Annotated in this window: 21 protein-coding genes; 14 read left to right on the forward strand and 7 right to left on the reverse strand. The window is 60.7% G+C overall.

The window, feature by feature from the left end; genetic code table 11:
- Window positions 1-47: 47 nt before the first annotated feature.
- The 10 genes from OP10G_RS16040 to neuC all read left to right on the forward strand — a co-directional run bounded on the left by OP10G_RS16040 (window position 48) and on the right by neuC (window position 10,491).
- Entirely contained in the window at window positions 48-1,277 is a 1,230-nt protein-coding gene (locus OP10G_RS16040) for a glycosyltransferase family 4 protein (protein WP_025229425.1), read from the forward strand.
- Window positions 1,274-2,236 carry an NAD-dependent epimerase/dehydratase family protein gene (locus OP10G_RS16045; RefSeq protein ID WP_025229424.1) on the forward strand — a complete coding sequence of 321 codons (963 nt, stop codon included), beginning with the start codon at window positions 1,274-1,276 and terminating at the stop codon, window positions 2,234-2,236. The genes OP10G_RS16040 and OP10G_RS16045 overlap by 4 nt, the downstream gene beginning before the upstream one ends.
- A complete protein-coding gene (locus OP10G_RS16050; RefSeq protein ID WP_025229423.1) occupies window positions 2,236-3,273 on the forward strand; it encodes an MraY family glycosyltransferase in 1,038 nt (345 codons plus the stop codon). Before OP10G_RS16045 ends, OP10G_RS16050 begins: the two co-directional genes overlap by 1 nt.
- A gap of 66 nt (window positions 3,274-3,339) precedes the next feature.
- Window positions 3,340-4,137: a cytidylyltransferase domain-containing protein gene (locus tag OP10G_RS16055; RefSeq protein ID WP_025229422.1), complete on the forward strand. Its 798-nt coding sequence runs from the start codon at window positions 3,340-3,342 to the stop codon at window positions 4,135-4,137.
- Between the two features lie 5 nt (window positions 4,138-4,142).
- The gene (locus OP10G_RS16060) at window positions 4,143-5,474 is read left to right on the forward strand and encodes an aminotransferase class III-fold pyridoxal phosphate-dependent enzyme (RefSeq protein WP_038473226.1); all 1,332 of its coding nucleotides are present in this window, start codon (window positions 4,143-4,145) and stop codon (window positions 5,472-5,474) included.
- Between the two features lie 34 nt (window positions 5,475-5,508).
- Window positions 5,509-6,555 (forward strand): GDP-mannose 4,6-dehydratase, encoded by a 1,047-nt coding sequence (gene gmd / locus OP10G_RS16065; protein ID WP_025229420.1) that lies wholly within the window; start codon window positions 5,509-5,511, stop codon window positions 6,553-6,555.
- A 4-nt stretch (window positions 6,556-6,559) separates the two neighbouring features.
- A complete protein-coding gene (gene fcl, locus OP10G_RS16070) occupies window positions 6,560-7,501 on the forward strand; it encodes a GDP-L-fucose synthase (protein ID WP_025229419.1) in 942 nt (313 codons plus the stop codon).
- Window positions 7,498-8,310, forward strand: a complete 813-nt coding sequence (locus OP10G_RS16075) for an SDR family oxidoreductase (RefSeq protein WP_025229418.1) — start codon at window positions 7,498-7,500, stop codon at window positions 8,308-8,310. Before fcl ends, OP10G_RS16075 begins: the two co-directional genes overlap by 4 nt.
- A 4-nt stretch (window positions 8,311-8,314) precedes the next feature.
- Window positions 8,315-9,340 (forward strand): N-acetylneuraminate synthase, encoded by a 1,026-nt coding sequence (neuB, locus tag OP10G_RS16080; protein ID WP_025229417.1) that lies wholly within the window; start codon window positions 8,315-8,317, stop codon window positions 9,338-9,340.
- Window positions 9,340-10,491: a UDP-N-acetylglucosamine 2-epimerase gene (gene neuC, locus OP10G_RS16085; protein WP_038473229.1), complete on the forward strand. Its 1,152-nt coding sequence runs from the start codon at window positions 9,340-9,342 to the stop codon at window positions 10,489-10,491. Before neuB ends, neuC begins: the two co-directional genes overlap by 1 nt.
- A gap of 126 nt (window positions 10,492-10,617) precedes the next feature.
- Here the strand turns inward: neuC and OP10G_RS16090 are convergent, their stop codons facing one another.
- Complete coding sequence (locus OP10G_RS16090) at window positions 10,618-12,000, reverse strand: O-antigen polymerase (protein ID WP_025229415.1); 1,383 nt, start codon at window positions 11,998-12,000, stop codon at window positions 10,618-10,620.
- Between the two features lie 165 nt (window positions 12,001-12,165).
- Between OP10G_RS16090 and OP10G_RS16095 the strand changes: the two genes are divergently transcribed.
- The 4 genes from OP10G_RS16095 (at window position 12,166) to OP10G_RS16110 (ending at window position 17,120) form a co-directional block, all read left to right on the forward strand.
- Entirely contained in the window at window positions 12,166-13,413 is a 1,248-nt protein-coding gene (locus tag OP10G_RS16095; protein ID WP_025229414.1) for a lipopolysaccharide biosynthesis protein, read from the forward strand.
- 145 nt (window positions 13,414-13,558) lie between these two features.
- On the forward strand, window positions 13,559-14,671 hold the full coding sequence (locus OP10G_RS16100; protein ID WP_025229413.1) for a phytanoyl-CoA dioxygenase family protein: 1,113 nt from the start codon (window positions 13,559-13,561) through the stop codon (window positions 14,669-14,671).
- 11 nt (window positions 14,672-14,682) lie between these two features.
- Window positions 14,683-16,158, forward strand: a complete 1,476-nt coding sequence (locus OP10G_RS24840; RefSeq protein ID WP_025229412.1) for a hypothetical protein — start codon at window positions 14,683-14,685, stop codon at window positions 16,156-16,158.
- On the forward strand, window positions 16,143-17,120 hold the full coding sequence (locus tag OP10G_RS16110; RefSeq protein WP_025229411.1) for an NAD-dependent epimerase/dehydratase family protein: 978 nt from the start codon (window positions 16,143-16,145) through the stop codon (window positions 17,118-17,120). The genes OP10G_RS24840 and OP10G_RS16110 overlap by 16 nt, the downstream gene beginning before the upstream one ends.
- Before the next feature lie 377 nt (window positions 17,121-17,497).
- Here the strand turns inward: OP10G_RS16110 and OP10G_RS16115 are convergent, their stop codons facing one another.
- The 6 genes from OP10G_RS16115 to OP10G_RS24850 all read right to left on the reverse strand — a co-directional run bounded on the left by OP10G_RS16115 (window position 17,498) and on the right by OP10G_RS24850 (window position 23,474).
- Window positions 17,498-18,712, reverse strand: coding sequence for a GumC domain-containing protein (locus OP10G_RS16115; protein ID WP_025229410.1), 1,215 nt, complete (start codon window positions 18,710-18,712; stop codon window positions 17,498-17,500).
- A 55-nt stretch (window positions 18,713-18,767) separates the two neighbouring features.
- Window positions 18,768-19,958 carry a LegC family aminotransferase gene (locus OP10G_RS16120; RefSeq protein WP_084179409.1) on the reverse strand — a complete coding sequence of 397 codons (1,191 nt, stop codon included), beginning with the start codon at window positions 19,956-19,958 and terminating at the stop codon, window positions 18,768-18,770.
- A complete protein-coding gene (locus OP10G_RS16125; RefSeq protein WP_025229408.1) occupies window positions 19,942-20,925 on the reverse strand; it encodes an SDR family NAD(P)-dependent oxidoreductase in 984 nt (327 codons plus the stop codon). Before OP10G_RS16125 ends, OP10G_RS16120 begins: the two co-directional genes overlap by 17 nt.
- On the reverse strand, window positions 20,922-21,983 hold the full coding sequence (locus OP10G_RS16130; RefSeq protein ID WP_025229407.1) for a nucleotidyltransferase family protein: 1,062 nt from the start codon (window positions 21,981-21,983) through the stop codon (window positions 20,922-20,924). The genes OP10G_RS16125 and OP10G_RS16130 overlap by 4 nt, the downstream gene beginning before the upstream one ends.
- 42 nt (window positions 21,984-22,025) lie before the next feature.
- Window positions 22,026-22,649: an acetyltransferase gene (locus OP10G_RS16135; RefSeq protein ID WP_025229406.1), complete on the reverse strand. Its 624-nt coding sequence runs from the start codon at window positions 22,647-22,649 to the stop codon at window positions 22,026-22,028.
- Window positions 22,650-22,787: 138 nt separating this feature from the next.
- The gene (locus OP10G_RS24850; RefSeq protein ID WP_025229405.1) at window positions 22,788-23,474 is read right to left on the reverse strand and encodes a DUF4397 domain-containing protein; all 687 of its coding nucleotides are present in this window, start codon (window positions 23,472-23,474) and stop codon (window positions 22,788-22,790) included.
- Window positions 23,475-23,697: the final 223 nt, after the last annotated feature.

Genomic DNA, 23,697 nt, shown 5'->3' on the forward strand with positions numbered 1-23,697 from the left:
CTTTCCACCGAGCCAAACGAGAAACCGACGCCGGAAGGGAAGGGCCGTTGAGTCGCCGGATCTGGGTCGTTTCCGAACTCTACTATCCGGAACGAACCTCGACCGGACGGGTACTCACCGCCACCGCGGAGGCGCTGGCCCGTACCGAAGAGGTTCACGTCCTCTGCGCCCAGCCCACGTACGACGCCAAAGGGGTGCGAGCCCTGAAGCGGGAGACCCATAACGGCGCGAAGATCGTCCGGTGCTCCAGCACGACGTTTCCCCGGACCGTATTGCCGCTGAGGGCCATCAACGCGCTCTCGCTCACCCTGTCCACCTTCTTCCACGCCCTTTTCGGGGTGAAGAGGGGAGACGTGGTCTTGGTGGTGACGAACCCGCCGACCTTGCCGTTTATCGTCCAGCTCGCTTGCCGGCTGAAAGGAGCTCCGTGCGTGCTGCTCGTTCACGACGTCTATCCGGAGAGTCTGGCGCGGGCGGGCCTCACGTCGGAAGAAGGGTTCGCTTACCGTCTTATCGACAAGATGTCGGCCAAGCTTATCTCGCGGATGCGGCGGGTTATCGTCCTTGGTCGAGATGTTCCCCCGCTGCTCGAGGCGAGGTTGAAGCGGTATGGAAAGAACGTTCCGCCGATGGATCTCGTGCCGAACTATGGTGATGTCGACGAGGTTCAACCAATGCCGCGGGTCGGGAACCGGATCCTTGCGGAGCTCGGCGTAGCCGACCGCTTCGTGATCCAATATGCGGGCAACATGGGCCGAACCCACGGGCTTCAGAACGTCTTGACCGTCCTCGAACGGCTTCGTGAGGATCCCAGAGCGTTCTTCCTTTTTGTCGGCTCCGGTGCCTTTAAGAAGAGGTTGGAGGATGAGGTTCGCGAACATAAGTGGTCAAACGTCGCCGTCTCGAGCTACCGCCCCATCGAGGAGCTTTCGGAATCGTTGGCCGCGTGCGACGTCGCCCTCATCACTTTCGCCGCCAATATGGAGGGAGTGTCGGTCCCGAGCCGGATGTACAACGTCATGGCCTCGGCCAGGACGATTATTGGGGTTTGCGGAGAAGAATCCGAGCTGGGTCTTGTCATTCGTGAGCACCGAATCGGCTGGATCGCAAAGCCAGACGATCCCGAATCGTTGATCCAAACCATTGCTGAGGCGATGGCGACTTCCGCTGAAGAGCGGGAGGCAATGGGTCGTCGAGCCCGCGAAGCGGTCGAGCGACTCTACACTCCCGAGCACACCTTTTCAAAAACGGCCGAGAGCCTTAGGGCGGCGGTTTGAGAATTCTCCTCACCGGAGCGACCGGTTTTGTAGGCCGGGCCTGCGTCGAGCGGCTCGCCGGCCACGACCTTGTGGCGGCCGTGCGCGGCGGGTCCGAGTCGAAACCGTTGGCCGCCTCTCTCCGCGCCGTCGAGGTCGGAGACATCGGACCGACGACGGATTGGGCGGAGGCATTGGTGGGAGTGGACGCCGTGCTCCACGTCGCCGGCCGAGCCCATGTGCTGCGCGAACCGGATGCCGACGCGATATCCCGATTCCGAGCCGTGAATACGGAGGGAACGCGGGTACTGGCCGAGGCGGCGGCGAGGGCGGGCGTTCGACGCTTCGTATTCGTCAGCTCGATCGGCGTTCATGGCCGGGGTCAAGCCGCCGACTACAAGGGGCCCGGATATTCGCCGGCCGACGAACCGGCGCCGCGAGACGATTACGCGGTGAGCAAGCTGGAGGCGGAGCGGATACTGCTGCCTATGAAGGAAATCGGTCCCGTGGTGGTGCGACCTCCGCTGGTGTACGGACCGAACGTACCGGGGAACCTCCGCACTCTGCTCGGTTTGATCCGGCGGGGGTTGCCGCTGCCATTCCAAGGCGTGCGCAACCGTCGGAGCATGATCGGAGTGCGAAACCTGGCCGATCTCCTGGCCATCACTCTCGAACATCCAAGCGCGGCGGGTGAAATCTTTAACGTCGCCGACGCCGACGAAGTGTCGACGCCGGAAATCGTCCGCGCGCTCGCCACTGGGCTAGGACGACCGGCTAGACTGTTTCCGCTGCCGAGCGGGCTCGTGGGGGGGCTGGCTCGGCTCGCGCGGAAAGAGAAAATGTACGAGCAGCTTTTCGGCAGCTTTGTGGTCGACGGTTCCCGAGCCCGCGATCTTCTCGCGTGGACGCCGCCTCAATCGATCCAAGACGGATTGGTTGAGTGTGGCCGAAGCTACGCCGAAGCGAGGGCTCAGGGCTGATGCCGCCCGAATGGAATCCCGCTTGGCTTGCCGCCGGAGTGGTGCAGGTGATCGTCTCCGCCCTGCTCACCTACATGGTCCGGAACTACCTTGTCCGCCTGCAGATCATGGACAAGCCTTCCGAGCGGGGGATGCACAAGGTGCCGACTCCGCGCGGCGGAGGATTGGCCATCGTCGCCATCGTTTTGATCAGCCTCGTCTTGCTCAGGCTGCTTGGCTATCTGGACAATCGGACCTTCTTCGCCTTCTTCATCGGAGGCGGAGCGATTGCCGCAGTGAGCTTCCGAGACGACCAGGTCAGTCTGCCTGCCAAGGTTCGCTACCTGGTTCAGGCGGGCGGCTGCGCCCTCGCCCTGGCGCTTTTGGGCGGGTTGGATACGCTCGACCTTGGCTTTACAAAGCTAACTATGGGTCCGGTCGGAAACGTCGTGGCGGTGATCGCGATGACTTGGACGGTCAACCTCTACAACTTCATGGACGGGATCGACGGCCTCACCGGAAGTGAGGCGGTAACCGTTGGGCTCTTCTCGGCGGTGGTGCTCTTGGCGCACCACCAGACCGGTCTCGGCCTCCTCGGCGGGAGCATCGCGATGGGGGCGCTTGGGTTCCTCTTCTTTAACTGGCCGCCGGCCAAGATCTTCATGGGGGACGTGGGAAGCACCTTTCTCGGATTTACCTTCGCCACCTTGGCCGTCGCGGGGATGAAGGCGGGGGTCGGGTTTTGGTTCTGGCCGCTCGTGTTGGGGGTGTTCTTCGTGGACACGACGGTCACGCTCATCTGCCGCATTCTCAACAAGGAGAAGTTCACGGAGCCGCACCGCACCCACGCGTTCCAGGTCGGCACTAAGCGAATGGGCGGGAAGCATGTAAGGATGACGCTGCTGGTCGTAGCGGTCAACCTTTTGGTGCTGTTCCCGATCGCGCAAGACGCCATCTCGCATCCGGACCGGGCGGCTTACGAGGGGGGTGGCATTCTCTTGCTTCTCGCGGTCGCAGTGCTTTGGACACGGGGCGGAATGCGTGGAGTGAACCGGTAGGCCGTCGAACCCAGGGCAGAGCCATGGGGCCTGAATTTTGAAAATGCCTAGGTAATATCCCGACCTATGGCCCGCGGCGCTTCCGCAGTTTTCTTCGTTGCTCGCACCGGCTCGAGCCGGCTCCCGCGAAAGGTGCTTCTCCCGATCGAGGGACGCGCACTCATCCTTCACCACTTCGACCGAATGAAGCTTGCCCAGCTTCCCGAGCGGCTCGTGCTCTGCACGACCGACTCGCCCGCCGACGACGAGCTGGCGGCGGTAGCTGAGGAGTATGGGATCGACGTGTTCCGGGGACCGGAAATGGACGTTCCGCAGCGATTGCTCCAGGCGTGCGACAAGTTCGGTGTCGAGACCTTCATCCTCTGCGAGACTGACGAGCATTACACCGACCCGGCGCATATCGACGCGCTCCTCGAGTATGTCGAGAAGAACGGCGGCGACTGGGTGCACATCGAAGGGAACCCGATCGGCGCCTGGGCGCGGGCGATCAGCCGAAACGCGATGGCGACCCTATGCGCCGAGCGCACGACGGAAGGGCTCGACGGCTGGGGTTACTTCTTTGAGAAGCAGCCGGAGCGGTTCCAACTCGGCAACTTCTCGGTGCTCGATCCGGAGACCCAGAAGTTCAGCGAAGACGTCCGGCTCACCATCGACTACCCTGAAGATTTCGAGCTGGCGGAGGCGCTCTATGCGCGCCTTTACAAGGATGGACAGCCGCTCCGGCTTAACGCGGTGATCGATGCGCTCAAGGCCGAGCCGGCGCTGATAAACATCAACCTTCATCGCCAGGACCAATACTGGGAAAGACTTCAGGCCCAAAGCCAGGGTCTCGCAGACGGTTCGACTCCTATTCGGTCAGAATAAACGCCATGGCAACCCCTACCGACGTGCTAACCGGTACCGCCCTTTGGTCGAAGGCTAAGCGGCTTATCCCCGGCGGAAACGGCATTCTCTCCAAGCGATCCGAGCGATACCTCCCCGACTACTGGCCCGCTTACTACTCGCGAGCCAAGGGGTGCGAAGTTTGGGATCTGGAAGGGAAGCACTACTGGGACTTCGCCCAGATGGGCGTCGGCGCCTGTACGCTCGGCTATGCCGACGATGACGTCGACGCGGCGGTCATCGAGGCGGTTCGCCGCTCGGTGATGTGCACGCTGAACGCGCCGGAAGAGGTCGAGCTCGCGGAGAAGCTGCTCGAGCTCCATCCGTGGGCCGAGATGGCCCGGTTTGCCAAGACCGGAGGCGAGGCGTGCGCCATCGCCGTCCGCATCGGTCGAGCCGCCAGCGGACGAGACCTTATCGCTTTCTGTGGCTACCACGGCTGGACCGACTGGTACCTTGCCGCCAACCTTCAGAACAAGGAAGCGCTCGACGCCCAGCTTCTCCCCGGTCTCGACACTGCTGGCGTTCCCGGTTCGTTAAAGGGAACGGCGCTGACGTTCAACTACAACCATCTGGAAGAGCTGGAAGCGCTCGTCGCCGCCAATCCTGGAAAGGTCGGCGTGATTATGATGGAGCCGATGCGCGGCAGCTATCCGGTTCCCGGATTCTTGGAAGGGGTTCGCGCAATCGCCGACCGGATCGGCGCGGTCCTGATCTTCGACGAAGTGACCTCGGCGTTCCGTGTCAATCGCGGCGCGATTCACCATACGCTGACCGAAGTCCGGCCTGACCTCGCCGTCTTCGGTAAGGCGCTCGGTAACGGCTACGCCATCTCCGGCGTGCTCGGAAAGCGATCAGTGATGGACGTAGCGCAAGATAGCTTCATCAGCTCCACGATGTGGTCGGAGCGAACCGGCTTCTGCGCGGCGCTCGCGGCGATCAAGAAGATGGAGAACGAACCGGTGCAAGAGCGGCTCGTCGCCACCGGCGAGGCGATCGGCGAAGGTTGGAAGGCGCTCGCCAAGAAGCACGGGATCCCGATCGGCGTAAGCGGCTGCCCGCCCCTCACGTCTCTCTCGTTCAAGGTCGAAAATCCGCTGGCCCTCCAGACGCTGTACGCACAGGAAATGCTGAAGCGCGGTTATCTGCTCGGTGCAGCGGTGTATACCACCTACTCCTACACCGATGAGATCGTGAATCGATTCTTGGAGACTTCCGACGAGGTCTGGAAGATCCTTGCCGAAGCGCTGGACGCCGGAAACGTCGTCGAGCGGCTTGACGGTGGCGTCGCCAGCCCCGGTTTCCGGCGGCTAACCTAGTCGCCCCGTATCCTTTGCCTCCAACCATAAAATCATGATTGCGAACAAAAAGGCCCTGGTCACGGGCATCACGGGCCAAGACGGCTCCTATCTTGCGGAACTGCTTCTTGCCAAGGGGTACGAGGTGCACGGCATCGTCCGTCGCACCAGCACCTTCACCACGGGCCGAATCGATCACATTTACGCGGATCCGCACTCGAACACGCGGCTGCACCTTCACTACGGAGATCTCTCGGACGGAACGAACCTCCGGAAACTCGTTGCCCGCGTAGAGCCGGACGAGGTGTATAACCTCGGCGCCCAGTCGCACGTACGGGTCTCGTTCGATCAACCCGAGTACAGTGCCGACGTCGTAGGAACCGGCGTGCTCCGTCTTCTCGAAGCGGTTCGCGACTACCAGGACGATAGCGGTCGTACGGTCCGGATGTATCAGGCCGGATCGAGCGAGATGTACGGGGCGGCTCCCGCCCCGCAGAGCGAAGCAACCCCGTTTTATCCCCGCAGCCCGTACGCAGTCAGCAAGGTCGCCGGGCATTGGTTTGGGATCAACTATCGCGAAAGCTACGGGATGTTCGTCTGCAACGGCATCTTGTTCAACCACGAATCCCCTCGCCGCGGCGAGACGTTCGTGACGCGAAAGATCACCCGGGCGCTCACTCGAATCAAACTTGGCCTTCAGGACAAGCTTTTCTTGGGGAATCTGGAATCGAAGCGCGACTGGGGTTTCGCCGGAGACTACGTGAGGGCGATGTGGCTAATGCTGCAACAGGACCAGCCGGACGACTACGTCGTCTCGACCGGCGAGTCGTATCGGGTCAGCGAGTTCCTGGATAAAGTCGCCGCCGAGCTCGACCTGGATTGGAAGACGGTCGTGGAATTCGACCCGCGGTACTTGCGGCCGGCCGAGGTCGATCACCTCGAAGGGGACAGCAGTAAGGCGCGGCGAATACTTGGCTGGAAACCGGAAGTCTCGTTCGATGGCCTGGTGCGGATGATGGTGGAACACGACATGGAACTGGCCAAGCAGGAGCGCGTCCTGGCCGAAGCAGGGTTCAGCAAGGCAGGCGGTCGAAGTGCCTGAGGCGATGCGTCGAGACGCCCGGATTTACGTTGCGGGCCATCGCGGTCTGGTTGGCTCGGCGATTGTCCGGCGCCTGCAAAACGACGGCTACGAGAACCTGATCGTCCGAACTCACAAGGAGCTGGACCTGACGGACAGGGAAGCGGTGGAGTCATTCTTCACCGAGGAAAAGCCGGAGTACGTCATTTTGGCGGCGGCAAAGGTGGGGGGGATTCACGCGAACAACGCCTATCCCGCCGACTTCATCTTCCAAAACCTGGCGATCCAGGGGAACGTGATCGACGCGGCGTACCGACACAAGACCGAGAAGCTGCTCTTCCTCGGGAGCTCCTGTATCTATCCCAAACTGGCGCCCCAGCCGATGCGCGAAGACGTTCTGCTTACGGGACCGCTCGAACCGACGAACCAGGCGTATGCGATCGCCAAGATCGCGGGGCTCGAGATGTGCCGCTCTTACTATAGACAGTACGGTTTCCGGTCGGTGAGCCTGATGCCTACCAACCTTTACGGCCCGTACGACAATTTCGATCTTGAGAACAGCCACGTGCTGCCGGCGATGATGCGCAAGTTTCACGACGCCAAGGAGCGGGGCGACAAGCAGGTTACGCTTTGGGGAAGCGGAACTCCGAGGCGGGAATTCCTCCATGCGGACGACCTTGCTTCGGCGGCGGTTTTCCTGATGAACAATCACGAGGACCCAGACTTGGTAAACGTCGGCGTCGGAGAAGACGTGACGATCCGCGAGCTCGCGGAGACCGTGCGAAGCGCGGTGGGTTGGAACGGGGAGATCGTCTGGGACTCGTCCAAGCCCGACGGCACCCCCCGCAAGCTTATGGACGTGAGCAAGATCCACTCGCTGGGGTGGAGGCATTCCATCGAATTCGAAGACGGAGTGCGAGATACGTACGAGTGGTTCAAGAACAACATGGCTGGGACGCTTCGGTGAGAGACCTATTCCGCCTCGACGGTAAGGTCGCGATCGTCACCGGCGGCGCCGGCATCTTGGGCCGCCATTTTTGCGAGGGCCTCGCCGCGCACGGCGCGGATGTGGCGGTGTTCGACATCGTCGCCGACCCGGCGGCCGAGCTTGCGAGCCGTTTGAGCGCCGAGTACGGGGTTCGGGCGATCGGTCTCGCGTGCGACGTAAGCGATCCGGAGTCGGTACGGCAAGGGGTGGACCAGGTCGTGGCGGATCTTGGCGGCATTCACGTTCTGCACAACAACGCGGCCGCCAAAACCAAAGATCTGAAGGCGTTCTTCGCCCCGTTCGAAGAGTATTCGCTGGAGGTTTGGCGCGAGATCATGGCGGTGAACCTGGACGGCATGATGCTCATGGCGCAACGGGTGGGCAAGCAGATGATCGAGCAAGGTAAGGGAGGCTCGGTGATCCAGACCGCCTCCATTTACGGTGTGGTGGGTCCGGATCCGCGTATCTACGAAGGGTCCGAGTACATGGGCGTAGGAATCAACACTCCGGCCATCTACGCCGCCTCCAAAGCCGGCGTCATCGGCCTTAGCCGTTACCTCGCTACCTACTGGGCGCCCCACGGCATCCGTGTGAACACCCTCACCCCGGGCGGAAACGAGAGCGGGCAGAACGAGACGTTTAAGAAGAACTATTCCGCCCGCGTCCCGCTGGGCCGGATGGGGAATCCGCCGGAGATGGTTGGTGCGGTCGTCTATCTAGCGTCGGACGCCGCCAGCTACGTGACGGGGCAAAACATCGCCGTCGACGGCGGCTGGACCGCTTGGTAAGAGAATGGCGACCGATTGGCTTCCTTCGCACTGTCTCTTCATCGCCGAAGCCGGCGTTAACCACAACGGCGACCTCGCCCTTGCGGTCGAGCTGATCGACGCGGCCAAGGCGGCGGGGGCCGATGCGGTCAAGTTCCAAAGCTTCAAAACCGACCAGCTCGTCACTCGCTCCGCCGCCAAGGCCGACTACCAAAAGAGGTCGACGGACGCCGAAGAGAGCCAGTTCGAGATGGTTCGCCGTCTTGAACTGAGTGAGGAGGCGCACGAGCAACTCATCCAGCGGTGCAAAGACGTAGGGATCCAGTTCATGTCCACGCCGTTCGATGAGGAGAGCGCGGCGATGCTGGCAAGGCTCGGCGTACCGTGCTACAAGCTCCCTTCGGGCGAGGTGACTAATCTTCCGTTCCTGCGCCATGTCGCCGGGTACGGCGTGCCGATCATTCTTTCGACCGGTATGTCGACGCTCGCCGAAGTCGACCAGGCGGTTCAAGCGATCCTCGAGACCGGCAACGACCGGCTCGCCCTGTTGCACTGCGTCAGCAACTATCCCGCCGACCCGGCGGACGTGAATCTGCGCGCGATGCACACGATGGACACCGCCTTCGGATTGCCGGTGGGGTACTCCGACCATACGACCGGATTCGAGGTGACGCTCGCGGCGGTCGCGCTGGGCGCCCGCATTATCGAAAAGCACTTTACTCTGGATCGGAACCTTCCCGGGCCCGATCACAAGGCGAGCTTGGAGCCAGACGAGATCGCGGCGGCGGTGCGGGGGGTGCGGGTGGTGGAATCGGCGCTCGGAACCGGACGCAAGGTTCCCGCGGCCTCGGAAGCGAACACGGCCTCGGTCGCGCGGCGGTCGCTGGTCGCGGCGCGGGACCTCCCGGCGGGAACGCGGCTTAGCGAAGCGGACATTGCCATTCTCCGTCCCGGAACAGGGCTTCCACCGGCGATGCTGCCTCATTTGGTGGGGATGACCCTGAGCCATCCCGTGAGCGCCGGAGATCTGTTCCGGCTGGACGCAATTTGATGAAAGTTCGAGTCGTCACCGTTGGACGGAGCGATTACGGCATTTATCAGCCGCTCCTAAAGGCGCTGCACAAAGATCCCGAGATCGATCTCGGCCTCTACGTTTCCGGCATGCATCTGAGCCCCGAGCATGGCTACACCGTTCGATTCGTCGAAGCGGACGGTTACACGATCGTCGAGCGGATCGAGATGCTTTTGGCCAACGACAGCGCCGATGCGGTGGCGAAATCGATGGGGTTGGGGATGATGGGGTTCGCCCAGTCGTTCGCCCGCGAGAAGCCGGACTGGCTCGTCGTGCTCGGCGACCGGTTCGAGACTTTCGCCGCGGCGGCGGCCTCCGTTCCGTTCAAGATTCCGCTCGCCCATTTGCATGGCGGTGAGGCGACGTTTGGCGCGATCGACGAGGCGTTCCGTCACTCGATCTCGAAGATGGCGCACCTACACTTCGCCGCTACGGAGGCGTACGGGCGACGGCTGGTGCAGATGGGTGAGGAGCCGTGGCGAGTTCATGTCACGGGCGCCCTGGCTCTCGACAACATCCGAACTCTCGAGCCGATGTCTCGCCAGGAGTTGGAAACGACGTTCGGAATCGACTTGGGCGAGCCTCCGCTGCTTGTCACTTTCCATCCGGTAACTCTTCAGATCGAGCATGCCCAGGCGCACATCGACGCGCTGTTCGCGGCGCTGCAAGACTCAGGCCTGCCGGTGATCTTTACGCTGGCGAACGCCGACACCGGGGGCCGGATGATCAATGCCCGAATTCAGGAGGCGGTCGCGGAGCGGCCGAACTTCCGCCTGGTCGAGAATTTCCGCATGCGCGGGTATTTCTCCGTGTTGCCTTACGTGCGAGCCATGGTTGGGAATACCAGCAGCGGCATCTTAGAGGCGGGGGCTTTCGGCTTACCGGTCGTGAATATAGGAGACCGGCAGGCGGGCCGGATTCGGGGCGAAAACGTTTTGGACGTAGCGCCGGAGCGGGAGGCGATCGCTGAGGCGATTCGACTGGCCGTCAGCCCCGAGTTTCGAGCCATTGCGGCGGCGGCGAACCACCCGTACGGCGGCGGCGGAGCCGCGGAGAAGATGGTTTCCGCGATCAAGGCGACGCAAATCGACGAGCGCTTGTTGGAGAAGCGGTTTTACGACCTTTCCTAGACCGGCGGCTCGCTCGATGCCAGCGGGTCAACTCACTGGTAAGGGCGTGTACAAAACGTACTACAAAGAGCTTTGCAAAGAACGCCCAGGCCGGTTGAGGAAGGACGGGCCACCCTTGCCACTTTATTAGGCGGGAAGGGCGGGGGCGCTGCCGTTTAGATGGTTGCCGTTTTTGCGCTGGATGCAGTACTTGGCGATGAGATAGGCGCCGACGATGTTCGCCATGATCGGTACGCCGAGGCCGCTTTGGATAAGGTTGTTGGTCATGAAGTTGAAGATGACCGAGGCGAAGAACGGGTAGAGCAGAAGGGGCAGAAGGCTCCCTTGCAGGGCTCTCCGGTACAAGAACTGGGTGAAGACGCCGAGGGCGAACAGGTAGGCGAACCCCAAGATGATGCCGAAATCGATATAAGTAGGCCCGAAAAAGGTCGAGTAGACGCCAAAAGTCGCAAACTGCTCGCGCCAGCCACGTTCATTCACTTCCGATAGGCCGAGCAGGCGGAAGAAGTAGAAGGCGATGGAGTACTGCGCCACTCCCCAGTAGAGTCTCGATGGGTCGGCGTGATTGACCGTCTTACTGAACTCGTACACGCCGTGGTTTGCGTACCAGGCAAGGCTGGCCCACCCCCATACCGTCTGAGCTGTGGTCGGGTCCGTCTCGTTGAGCCAGGTCATGAACCCTTCGGAGGGGGTGATCCCCCAACGCTCGGGAGCGATGGAGGCGGACTCTACCGCCGACATGGCGCCCTTGAGGACGTCGCGCTCCGTGGTCCCTTTGACGACGAAGAAGAAGGCGAGGGCGAAGATCGCGATGCCGCTGTAGATCGCTTTTCGGGAGACCATCAGCCGGCCGTGGGCGAAAGCGGAGGCGACGAGGAGAAGGAACAGCGGACCGAGAACGATGTAGCGGTTCCCGGAAATCACGACATAGACGGCGTAGGTGAGAAAGAGCGAGATGCCGGTGAACCACTGCCACTTGTGCAGGAACCGGTGGAACAGCACGCAAAAGACCATCATCGGGATGGCGATGGGATAGCCCATGCCCGAGATGAATCCGACGGCGCTGGTGCTGCGGCCCTGGTCAACGCTGTTGTCGGCGTAACGGGTCGCCTGGATGCTGCCGAGTTCGAGAAGTCCACGACCAAAGAGGAGGTCGTAGACGCGCATGATAACGAACAGCAGCGTCAGGGCGAACAAGACGTTCGCCGCCGCCCGGACGCCAGGGCCGCTGACCGTTTTGAGCCAGGCTAAACCATCGGCGGCCGGCCTATCGTCCTCCACCGACTCCTCGACATTCCCGTGGCGTCGCCCGCTGATCCAAGAGGGTACGAAGTACGTTCCAAGAACGAAGGCGCCAATATAGCCGGCGAAGAGGAGAAGCGCTCGTTCCGAGATCTCCGCGTCGTAGGTCAGATAGAACGTGCTGATCCGAAAGAAGAGCCAAACGAGGATGCCGCCAATCAGCATCCAGCGTGGGGAGAAGTAGGCGAGGGGGAGATTGAAGGCCACCGGGCCGGACTTTCCTCCTACTGAAGGCTCTTCGACATCGCTCAAGAGTGCCGCCCCCTATATCTCAACATCCGGGGAAAGTATACTCGCCCGGTTGCCAGGGGATCGGCGAACGGAACTACCGCTCGGTAGCCGCCTCCTGCACTGTCCGCGTGTAGTTTTCGAATGGCGTCCATTATTGCCTCCACCCTGCTGCGCCTATTGGCAATGGGCAGTAAGTTCATCCTGCTCGTCTTTTTGGCGAAGCTTCTAACGCCCGGCGAGGTGGGCACGCTCAACCTAATGACGGTGACCATCGCCAACGGGGTGATGCTCGCCGGAATGCAGTTCTTTCTGTACGCCAATCGCGAGCTCGCCGCCGCACCCTTGGAGAAGAAAGGGTATGTGGTGCGAAATCAGATGGCGTTCTACGGAGCGCTTTACTGCGTCGTTTTCCCGCTGGCCCTCCTGGTTTTCGTCTTCGGGCTTCTGCCCTGGGCCCTGGCGGGCTGGTTCTTCGCGATCCTCGTTTCCGACCACGCTTCGTACGAGCTGCAGCGGGTTCTGGCTTCCACCCACCGGGCGGTGAAGTCGAACGTCATCCATACGGTCCGGACCGGGCTTTGGGTCTATCCGATGGTGGTGGTGATGTTCATCAAGCCGGCGGCCCGGCACCTGACGGTGGTTTGGGCGTTTTGGCTCAGCTTCTCCCTCTTCAGCGTGATGCTGGCCCTTTGGTACAACCGCCGTCTGGGCGCGAAGAGCGCGTTCAAGATGCCGACGGATTGGGAGTGGATCCGGCGCGGCATGCGGACGACGCTTAACTTTCTGCCGGTAACCATTTCGCTGCTGGCGATCACACTCGTCGACCGGTACTCGATCGAGCGATGGTGGGGACGCGACCTCGTGGGCGTCTACGCGCTGTACAGCACGATCGCCAACCTGGTGGTGGCGTTCCCCGAGGCGGGGCTGACCACGGTGATGCAACCGCAGATCATCGCGGCTTACGCGGAGGGCCGGATGGACGATCACCGGCGTTTGCTGCGGCAGCTCGGCCTCCGTCTTGTGGTGATCGTGCTGCTATGTTCGGCGTTCGCGGCGTTCGGCCTTCTCGCGGCCCTGAAGTATTACGTGCGAAAACCGATCTATACCGAGCACCTCGCCGCCTTTTGGGTGATCTTGCTGGCGGCCGCCGTCAATGCGATGGGGATGTGGCCGCATAACGAGCTTTACTCGCGGCACGTGGACAAGATGATCTCCCGATCCTCGATCGTTTCGGCCGTCGTCCTGGTCGTTCTAATCATGACCCTGGTGCCGCGATGGGGGCTCATGGGGGCGGGAATCTCCCTTCTGATCTGCTGGACGGTCATGTTCGCTTTGAAATACGGGGCAAGCGTTCGATCCCGGTCGGCCGTCGCCGAGACCGGCGCTTAGACGACGTTATGGAAGGGTGAAGGGTTCCGGGGCAGGGACTAAGTCCTTGTCCAGGTTCAAGCGGTTGGAGTAGAATACTTCCGACGGTCGCATGCCGATGTGAGTCCGTCACGAGGTAACGAACGTGTCTCCAGTAACGCAATTAGTGGACAAAGCCCCCATTCAGTCGGCTCCCTTAGCCGACATTAAGAGACTTCCCATTATCGATTACGATGCCCACCCGGCATATGGAAAGGCGTTCCCCAAGCCCACCCTGAAGATGCGCGTGAAAGCGTTGATGACGCTGGCTCCGTGGATGGGATTCGTGTTGGGTAAGCGCTTGGCGAAGATGGATCGAATTCCCGCCCTGCCGTCTTACTCGGGCCACATCAGCGGCGGATTGTTAGGGCGCTTCCGAGCTCTGCCTAAGTATTTGCCTTACATTCTCAATGGCTATAAGCAAGATCTCGTTGGGCTCTTCTCGGCATCGCAGCACTCGAAGATCGATCCCAAGTTTAAGAGCCAAGCCGACGAATTCGTCGAGACCGGCTTCTTGGTGGGCGACCTAGAGGAGAACGAACTCGAGCACCTTCAGCAACTCGTCGCGAAGCCGATCGCCGATCTTCGGAAGTCGCGAGCCGAGGCGACCGAGCGGACGTTCGTCGGCAACACCCGTTTCTTCAATACCGGCGACGATAAAGAGCTGTTCGACGCCATGAACACCTACATGGAGAAGCACGGCATGCTGGCCGCTGCGGGCGCCTATATCGGCCGTCCGGTGAAGGTAACCCACCTGCTCATCCAGATTAACGATCCGAACGACAAGTACTTCCACGGAAACTTCGTCGATGTCAACCTGCCCGATTCGCCTTGCAAATACATGCACGTCGACAAGAGCTACGACATGGTCAAGTGCGTGGTGTATCTCAACCAAGTCGGCATGGATAACGGAGCGTTCAGCTTCGTTCTCGGCAGCCAGAAGGTTCGGCCACTCGGCTTCGAAGGGGTGCTTCGGCGCGCCGTCGACCGAGCCGGACTATCGGGCTCCAAGCCGGAGATTCGGCGAATGTTCATGGCGCTTCCCAAATTCCTCCGCAAGAAGTGCACCTTCGGACTCGACCTGCTCGAAGGAACGCCGGACTGCGATGCAATGCTGAAGTCGGAGCTTTATCTGACTTCTGAGATGGGAAATATCGGCCTCTTCGCCAATAACGGCGTCCACCGCGGTGGCCTCACGAAGACCGGAGAGCGGATCGTGTTCTTCGCCACCATCGCCTAGGACAAAGCCTGTTGAGTCAAGTTAACGTCTGCTTCTTTTCTATTTGGGAACGTACGGAGACCTGGATTGCCACCGGCAAAAAGCTTGCCGAGAACGGCGTCCAGGTTTTCCATGTGGTCACCCCTCGGGAATACTTCGACATGTGCCTCGCGAACGGGGTGCCAAAGGAGAACATCCTTTGGCTCCGTATCGATGATGCGCTCGCCGCGCCTTTGGATACGGAATCGTTGGACCGTATCCGGCACTACGAGGAGATCACCGGAATCTCACTCAAGAACTACCTGATGATGGACCGCTTCCTCAGGACTCGTCCTTGGGAGGAGATGATCAAGTACGCGGCTTACTGCTTCCGCCGCATTCACGACTTCCTCGATAAGAACGACGTGCGTTTCTGTTCTGGCGAGCCGAGCGATACGCACGACCTTGTGGCGATGCTGATCTGCCGGGCCACCGGCCGACACTACGGCGCGCCGTTCGATATTCGTTTTCCGGTCAACCGCTTCGTGCTGTGGGACTCGGAGATCGAGGCGACGCCGTTCATTACGGCGGCGAAGACTCCGAACGACGTATCTCCGGAAATGCTCGAACTTGCCGCCGAGGCTCGGAACAAGATTCTGAACCGCCAGCGGATGCAGCACCTCGCGGTGAAGCGGAAGGCGCCTTCGATCGGCCTGAAATTCATCAGCCGGGTGACTCGCGGCGTGATCTATCGCGCGGCGGTGCGAAGCAAGCACGACGGCCACATGTACACGGTCAAGAGCGTGCTGTTCGACCTGAAGTACCACATGATTCCGATCAATTACCGGCGGAACAAGCTTCAATGGGACCGCCTCTTCGAGAAACCGGTCGAGGGCGAGAAGTTCGTGCTGTATACGCTGAATTATCAGCCGGAGCACTCCATCGACGTTGAGTCTCCCCACTGGATGAACGCGTATGAAGTGGTCAAGAGCATCTCGCGGATGCTTCCGGTGGACACCCGCCTCTATATCAAGGAGCACCCGAGCGCCCTCGGTATTCGGAGCCCGCAGTATTTGAAGATGATGAAGCGTCTGCCGGGGGTACGCCTGATCGACCCTTACGTGGATAGCCACGACCTTCTCACGAAGGCGGTCCTGACGGTAAGCCTTACCGGAACGATCTGCGTGGAGGCGGCGATGTACGGGAAGCCGGCGGCGATCATTTCCGACACTTTCATCGGCCTGTTTTCCACGGTCCGGGTTCTGTCCCATCCTCGGGAAGTGGCCGATCTGCTTCGCAAGCCGCCCCCCGTCCACGACTTGGATCACGACCTAAGAGTGATGGCTTGGATGCTGGAGAATGCCCATGAGGGAACGATCGTGGATCGCATCACCAATCCGATCGGCACCTCGGAGGAGAATATCAAGCTCGTTTCTCAGGGGTACATGAGAGTGATCAACGCCATCTCCGACGGCCGAATTCAGCCGCGCCCGCTTCTGGATGGAACCCAGCCATGTCCCGCGTCTTAATCACCGGTAGCACCGGTTTCATCGGCACGAACCTCGTCGAACTCTATCGAAGTCGAGGCGACGAGGTTCGGGGGCTCGACCTCGCGCCCGCGCGAGATCCGGCCCATAGCGATGTCTCGATCAAGGTGGATATCTGCGATGCCGAGGCGGTTCGAAAGGCGGTCGCGGAATTTCGACCTAACGTCATTCACCACCTGGCGGCGCGAACCGATATCGACGGCCAGACGCTCGCCGATTATCCGGCGAACACGACCGGGGTTCGGAACGTGTTGGAGGCGGCCCGCCAACTGGATAGCTTGGACCGGATCATCGTCGCGTCGAGCCAATTGGTCAACCCGACGAACTACGTGCCGACCGACGAGTTCGACGTTCATCCACCGAACGCCTACGGCGAGAGTAAGGTGGAAACCGAGAAGATCACCCGGGAATTCACGGAGCAATTGCCATGGGTGCTGATCCGGCCTACGACGATCTGGGGCCCGTGGTTCGGCGTCAAGTATCAGGGGCTTTATCAGCAGGTCAAAGCGGGACGGTATATGCATCCCCGTGGCCAGCAGATCCGGAAGGTGTGGGGATTCGTTGGAAACGCGACCTACTGCCTGAGCCGTCTTGCCGATGCGCCGGCGGACAAGGCGGTCCATAAGGTGTTTTATGTGGCCGACTACGAGCCGTACGACCTGCTGGAGTACGCCGAAACCATCCGCCGCGTACAGGGCGCCCGCCCGATCCGGCAAGTGCCGCCGATCGCCCTCGTCGCCATCGCTCGCTTTGGAGACGTGGTCCGAGCCACCGGCCGCTCCTTTCCGCTCTACACCTACCGGTTGAAGAACTTCTTTGCCCAGATGAGAGCCGACGTTACCCCGCTCCGGGACGTCTGCGGGCCGGCTCCGTACGATATCGAAAAGTCGGTCGAGCTGACCGTCGACTGGATGCGCCGGTATCCGGATTTCGACCGGAACTAGACGTTTCGGTTCTTATTCGAATCCGCCCTGCCCTTCTCCGCCCCTGAGCCTATTTATATGGCTGTGAAGGGAGGGTCACGCAAAGGCGCGGAGGCGCAAAGTGGGAGGCGAGATGTATCCGGTGTTGGTAGGGAACCTAACGCGGAGCGTTGTAGGCGCAGGTTGGCTCGTACCTGCGGGGGGACGTTTGGACCGATGGGGCGTTGTCGTGCGCGAGGCAACCGCAGGTGTGCGGAGAGCCGGACGTGGGATGGAAGCGTTGGCGTAGCTGGTGTACTTCGTACACCAGGAGCAGGTACGAACCAACCTGCGTCTACACGGCTTCGCCGTAGGGATACGGTGGGGAGAGGGGGCTCCGGAGACTGGGCGGTGGGAGGTTAGGCTAGGGTGGGTTGGAGGGACTTCTTTTCTTTTCGGATAAGCATGATCCAGGCGGCGACTAGTCCGACTACCAGGCCGTAGAGGGAGGCTCGGATGAGTCCCTTGTTGGCGGGTTTGTCCTCGATGTATGGTTCAACGAGCACCGTCCAGCGGGTCGGGGAGGCATCGGCGTGGATGCGGGCCATTTCGTAGGCGGCGGTGACGTCCTTCACCGTCTGCTGAGCGATCTGAAGCCGGGTGAAGAGCCGGGTCATCTGGATCATTTCCTGCGGACCTAGCTTTGCGAGCGGCTTGAGGTAATCGACTTGACTCTGCCAAGTGAGTCGTTGCGCGATAAGGGCAGCGGCTTCGACCGAAAGGTCGGACTGCACCGCCTTTAGGGCTTGAGAAATCTGAGTTTGAAGCCGCTGGCGAGCGAGATCTACTTCTTCGCGCTTGTGGACGACCTCAGGATTGCTTTCGCCCTTCGAAATACGCAGGGTGCTGAGCTCGAAAGCGAGCTTTTCGTAGGTAGAGCGCCACTCGGTAATGTCGTTCCGCACTTCGACCGGCAGCGTTTCACTGCCAACGAGCAATCGCTGTCCGCTCTTCCGAAGGTCATTAATGAGCACCTCGACTTTGGCAAGCTCTTGGGTGGCTTTGGTGTATTCCAGTCGATAGGTGAACGCCGAACCGGGCTGCGTCGGGTCTGGGACCGTGACCGCATGGTCCGCGAATTTGCCCATTTCGTTCTCCGCAAGTTTAAGCTGCCACTGCCGCTTCTTCAACTCGACGGCCATCTTATTGGCATCAAGATTGCCAGGCACATAGCTGATGTTTTCTTCGATGTTGTGAAGGGCGTCGATGGCTCCGACCAAGACTTCGCGAGCGATTTTCGGGTCTTTATCGATAAAGGTGATGCTGATTTCGCCAGACGGGGCGTCGGGGCGCACTACGTAATCGATCTTGTCCCAATAAATCTTATTGTTAATGTGCTTTGAAACCGCGACTTTGGCCGCTCTGGTTTCCAAAAAGGCGGAAAGGATCCGGATCGGCTCCGAGGACATCGCGTTGATAAGACTAAGCGGAGAGCTGCTGTCTTGAACGCTGAACGACATTTGCAGAATCGCCACGGACCGCCAGGTGGCCGGCTTTACGAGATCGATTACGACGCTCAGCAAAATGCACGCCAAGCAAACTTTGAGGACAAGTTTGGGATGACGGCGAAACATGGCCGACACACTTTTCGGCTGCGGTTGCGGCTGTGAAGAAAGGTTCACGGATCAGCTATTTCCTTTGTACGAGAGCACGAATGACGCGGTCTTGGTCGCTCGGCGATAGCCCGACGGAGCAGGGAAGACTAAGACAGCTTCGATACAGATTTTCCGAGATCGTGGAGCCGACGAAGCGGCAATCGCGATGGACCTTGCTCATATGCATCGGCTCCCAAAGCGGCCGGGTCTGGATGTTGAGCTCGGTCAGGCGACGCAAAACTCCGCGCCAGTCCTCGCCAAATCCCTCCGCGTCGATCTTGATTGTGTAGAGCCAGTAAGTGCTCTCCCCATAGGGCGGAGTCGGCATTACGGACAATCCTTTTACGCCGCCGAGCGCTTCCGCGTAGCGCGCCGCGATTTCCCGTTTCTTTTCCACATAAGAATCGAGCATTTCCAACTGGGCGCAACCAAACGCGGCCAGCATGTTCGGCATGCGGTAGTTGTAACCGATTTCGCTGTGGATGTACTCCACCGGATCGTCTTTCGCCTGAGTCGTCAGATACTTCGCGCGTGCCGCCACCGCGGGATCGTCGGTCACGATCGCGCCGCCACCGCCGGTCGTCAGGATCTTATTCCCATTGAAACTGAAGCAGGTGGCCCGAGTGCCGTGGCTGCCGATGCGACGTCCACGATAGACCGTTCCCAGCGCTTCCGCCGCATCCTCGACGACCGGAAGACCGTACTCGGCCGCGATCGCCTGGATCGGCGCAAGGTCCACCGCGTGCCCGAGGATGTGAACCGGCATGATTGCGGAAACCCGTCGCTGGCGGGCTCGCTCGAATACCTGACCGTCTCGTCGCTCGCATTCTTCGGAGAGATAGCGGCGGACCAGGTTCACGTCGATCTGCCAATAATCCGGCTCGCAGTCGATGAGCACCGGTTCCGCGTTGGCGTAGCGGATGGCGTTGGCGCTCGCGATGAAGGTGATGTCGGAGCAGAGAACGAGGTCGCCCGGCTTAACTCCGGCAACTTGGAGCGCGATCTGCAACGCCGCCGAGCCATTGACGACGGCAACGGCGTGCGCCGCGCCGACGGCGGCGGCAATCTGCCGCTCGAACCGCTCGACGAACGGGCCGGCCGACGAGACCCAGCCGGTATCGAGGCACTCCTTCAGGTAGAGCCATTCGTTACCTCGGAGCTCGGGAACCGATAGCGGAATGAATTCCTCGGTCGAAGCGGGGCGGTTCTCAGACATTGTAGGCATGCGGTCGGTACCTGTGTAGATTTGTTTCGAACCAGGCGATGGTGCGTTCGAGGCCTTCCTCCAGGCTCACGCCCGGCGTCCAGCCGGTCAGCCGCTTGGCTTTCTCGTTCGCCGCCAACAACCGTTCGACTTCGCTCTTATCGGGACGAAGCCGTTCTGCCTCGGTCTGGATTTCAACTTCCCTCCCACATAACCGTGCGATGAGCTGTGCCAGTTCCCCAACCGAGATTTCTCTTCCGGATCCGAAGTTGATCGTCTCTCCGATTGCGGCGTCCGCCAGTCCGGCGGCCATGAATCCTTCCACGGTGTTCTGAACGTAGTTAAGGTCGCGGGTTGGGCTCGTCGCGCCCAGCTTGACCACTTTGCCGGAAAGACATTGGCTAATGATCGTGGGGATAACGGCGCGGGCCGACTGCCTCGGTCCGAAAGTGTTGAACGGGCGAACCGTGACGACGGGGGTGCCGAACGACAGATAGAACGACTCGGCGATCTTGTCGGCGCCGATCTTGCTCGCCGAATACGGCGACTGTCCTTGCAGCGGGTGCTCTTCGTCGATTGGAACGATCCTCGCGGTGCCGTAAACTTCGCTGGTGCTGGTGTGCAGAATCCGCGACGTGCCCAGCTCCCGGGCGGCCTGAACGACGTTCAGGGTGCCGGTGACATTGGTATTGACGTAACTCTGAGGAGCCCGATAGGAGTAAGGGATCGCGATAAGAGCCGCGAGATGGAAGACCACTTCGCGTCCTTCCATGGCCCCCTTAACGCTGTCGCGGTCCATGATGTCGCCCGCGACGATCTCCATCTCGTTCTTCAGCTCGCTCTCTTCGAGCCAGCCCCAACTTCCTTGAAAGTTGTAGTGGACCATCGCGCGAACCTTCGCGCCGGCTTTAACGAGATTTTCGGCTAGGTGGCTTCCGATAAAGCCTCCGGCTCCAGTGACGAGTACCGTACGCCCCTGCCAACTCACGAAAGGAACTCTCCGCTCTTCATATCAACCTGTGCGCGGTCATAGTCCGCAGTCTGTCCAATATCGAGCCAGTACTCGATGATCGGAAAGCTGACGACCCTCCCCCCATCCGCGATGACCGATTCTACCAGTTGGGGCATGTCGAACCGTGATCCAGAAGGGATACGGTCATAAAGGTGCGGCTCTAGCAGATAGATACCCGCGTTGACGAAGAAGGTGTAACGCGGTTTCTCGGTGATCCCCTTGATGAACTCGCCTTCCGATTGGATCACTCCGTAAGGGACCTGGTGATCGTACTGGCGGACGCAGACGGTCATGTCCGCCTGATGCCCTTTGTGGAACTTGGCGAGGGAGCGGTAGTTGACGTTGGTAAGAATGTCGCCGTTCAGCACGAGCGTGGGATCCGCAGGGCGTCCCAAGAGACTCAACGCGCCGGCGGTACCGAGCGGAGTTTCCTCGCGGCAGTATCTAATGTTCACGCCGAACTGGCTGCCGTCGCCGAAGTGGTCGATGATTTTCTCGGCCAAGTAATGGGTGGTGATGCTCATCTGCCGGATTCCGGCGCTTCGGAGGCTCTGGATCACGTGCTCCATCAGCGGCCGATCTCCCACGGGCAGCATCGACTTCGGAGTTTGCTCCGTTAGGGGATAGAGGCGCGTGCCGAAACCTCCGGCCATGATCACCGCTTGGACGCCGAGCGGACCTCGGTCCACGAGCTCTTCCATCGTCACGACCTCGACGAGCCGTCCTTCGGAGTCGACGAGGGGAAGCTGCCGGACGCTCGTCTCCTTCATGGTTTCGAGCAGGTCTTCCGGGTCGCGAGACGCGAGCGCGGTCACCGGCTTATGCGATTGCTTCGTGCCCAGGAGGTCGCCGACGGTGCTTTCGAGGCTGCAACCGGCGAGGATGGCGCGGCGGATGTCGCCGTCGGTGATCGTGTCGATCACTTTCCTTTTGTCGTCGACGACGATCGAAATCCCTTTTGCGTTCCGGTTGATGAGGGACATCGCATTGCGGATACTGTCCTCGGGGGTGGTGGTGAAGTTAGCGAGATCCATATTGGTGTTGAGTCAGCTCACGTTCGGCTAAGTAAGTTGCGATCATCGGCCATTGTATCGTTCCAGCGGTCGCGCGGGGACGCCGACCGCCGTAGTGCCCATCGCGATCTTGTCGACCACGGCGGCTCCGGCGCCGATGGAAGCCCAATCTCCCACCTCTATATAAGGGGTGGTGCAGGCGCCGCAACCGAAGAGTACGCCTTCGCCGAGGATGACACCGCCGGCGAGGGCGGCTCGGGGCGCGACATGGGAAAAATCCCCTACGCGAGCGTCGTGATCGACGCTGCATCCGGTGTTCAAGATGACGTGCCGCCCGATAATTGCGTCGGGCTGGACGATCGCTCCCGCCAGAACGACGGTGCCCTCGCCGATCGCGGCGCCCGGCTCCACGATGACGGACGGGTGCATGATCGTGGCCCAAGGGAGATCAAGGCGCTCCGAAATCTGCTTTCGGACCCGGTTGTTCCCGATCGCGATGGCGAACGCGGCTTCCGGGAAGCGAGCGATGAGGTCTCCCTCTTCCACCACCTCGATCCCCATGACGGTCGTACCATGGGATTTCGGATCGTCGGATACGAGGGCGAGAACCGGGACGCCTTGGGCAAGACAGGCGGCAACGACGACCTTGGCATGGCCGCCGGCGCCCAAAAGAACGACGGGTCTCACCTCTCCGACTGTACCTTTCGGAACCTGCGAGTCCGAAGAGGAGATTGCCGGAATCTTCTAAAAGCGGTTTAAGAAACGAACAAGAGCGTAAACCCGGTTGGGTTTACGCTCTTTGAAGCGAAGCGGGAGGGGTCGACCTTAGATCGGCCGGGCCGCCAGCAGAGACAGGGTGTACGTTCCGTTGTTGACGCCAAACACGATGGTTTGGGCAAGCCGATCCTGGAACGCGAATGTGTTGGAAGCCAAAACGTTCTTGGTGCCGGCTTGGGTGACGCGCACTTCGTAGGTACCGATGGTCTCGTCGGTGTACGCCTGAGCGGCGTCTCCGATGTTATCGTTCGTCACGGTCGGAGTGGAGGTGTTGAGATTCGCTCCCGGTGCCGTGATGTAAACGTCGACGTTTTGGGTTGCTACGTTTACTACTCGAACCATGGCGTGGCCAGAGGCGATGCCGGTGTTCGGGATATCGGAGAGGGTTATCTCGCGCGGGCCGCCGGCGGTGTTGTATCCGATAACGGTGTAGTAGTTGTCGAGCTCGAATAGCTCGGTGGTGTCGACCAATGAGGCGCCGGTGTCGGCGTTGCTGAATTGGACGGTCTGGTTCCCGTTGTCAATCACGGTGTAACCGGTCGCGAAACCGTATTGAGAATTATTCGCGAGTACCTGGTGGTTAACCGCAATCTTCACGTTGGTGGGGTTGTCGAGCGAGTCCATCACCCGAACGCGAGGATTTCGAGCTCCGAGGGTTGTGGAGCCTGAGCCTCCACATCCAACCAGAACCAGAGCGAAAAGGGCGGCAACGCCAAGGGAAGCAAGTTTGCGCATGTTTGAGAATCTCCTTTAAGGCACCCAATCGGGTGCAACGACAAGGTAGACCGGCAATCCCAATTTCCAGTTCCAAACTCGTCCACGCGGCGGGTTGCGACCGGATTTGGGCATAAACTGACTCCCTTTTTTAGCCGATTGTTAGCTTGCCGGGCACTTTGGACTAGGTTCGGTATTGCGCTTCTTCCTATGACATATACTGGGTCCGTCCGATCGACCAGCC

It is taken from the genome of Fimbriimonas ginsengisoli Gsoil 348, from assembly GCF_000724625.1.
Classification (GTDB): Bacteria; Armatimonadota; Fimbriimonadia; order Fimbriimonadales; family Fimbriimonadaceae; genus Fimbriimonas; species Fimbriimonas ginsengisoli.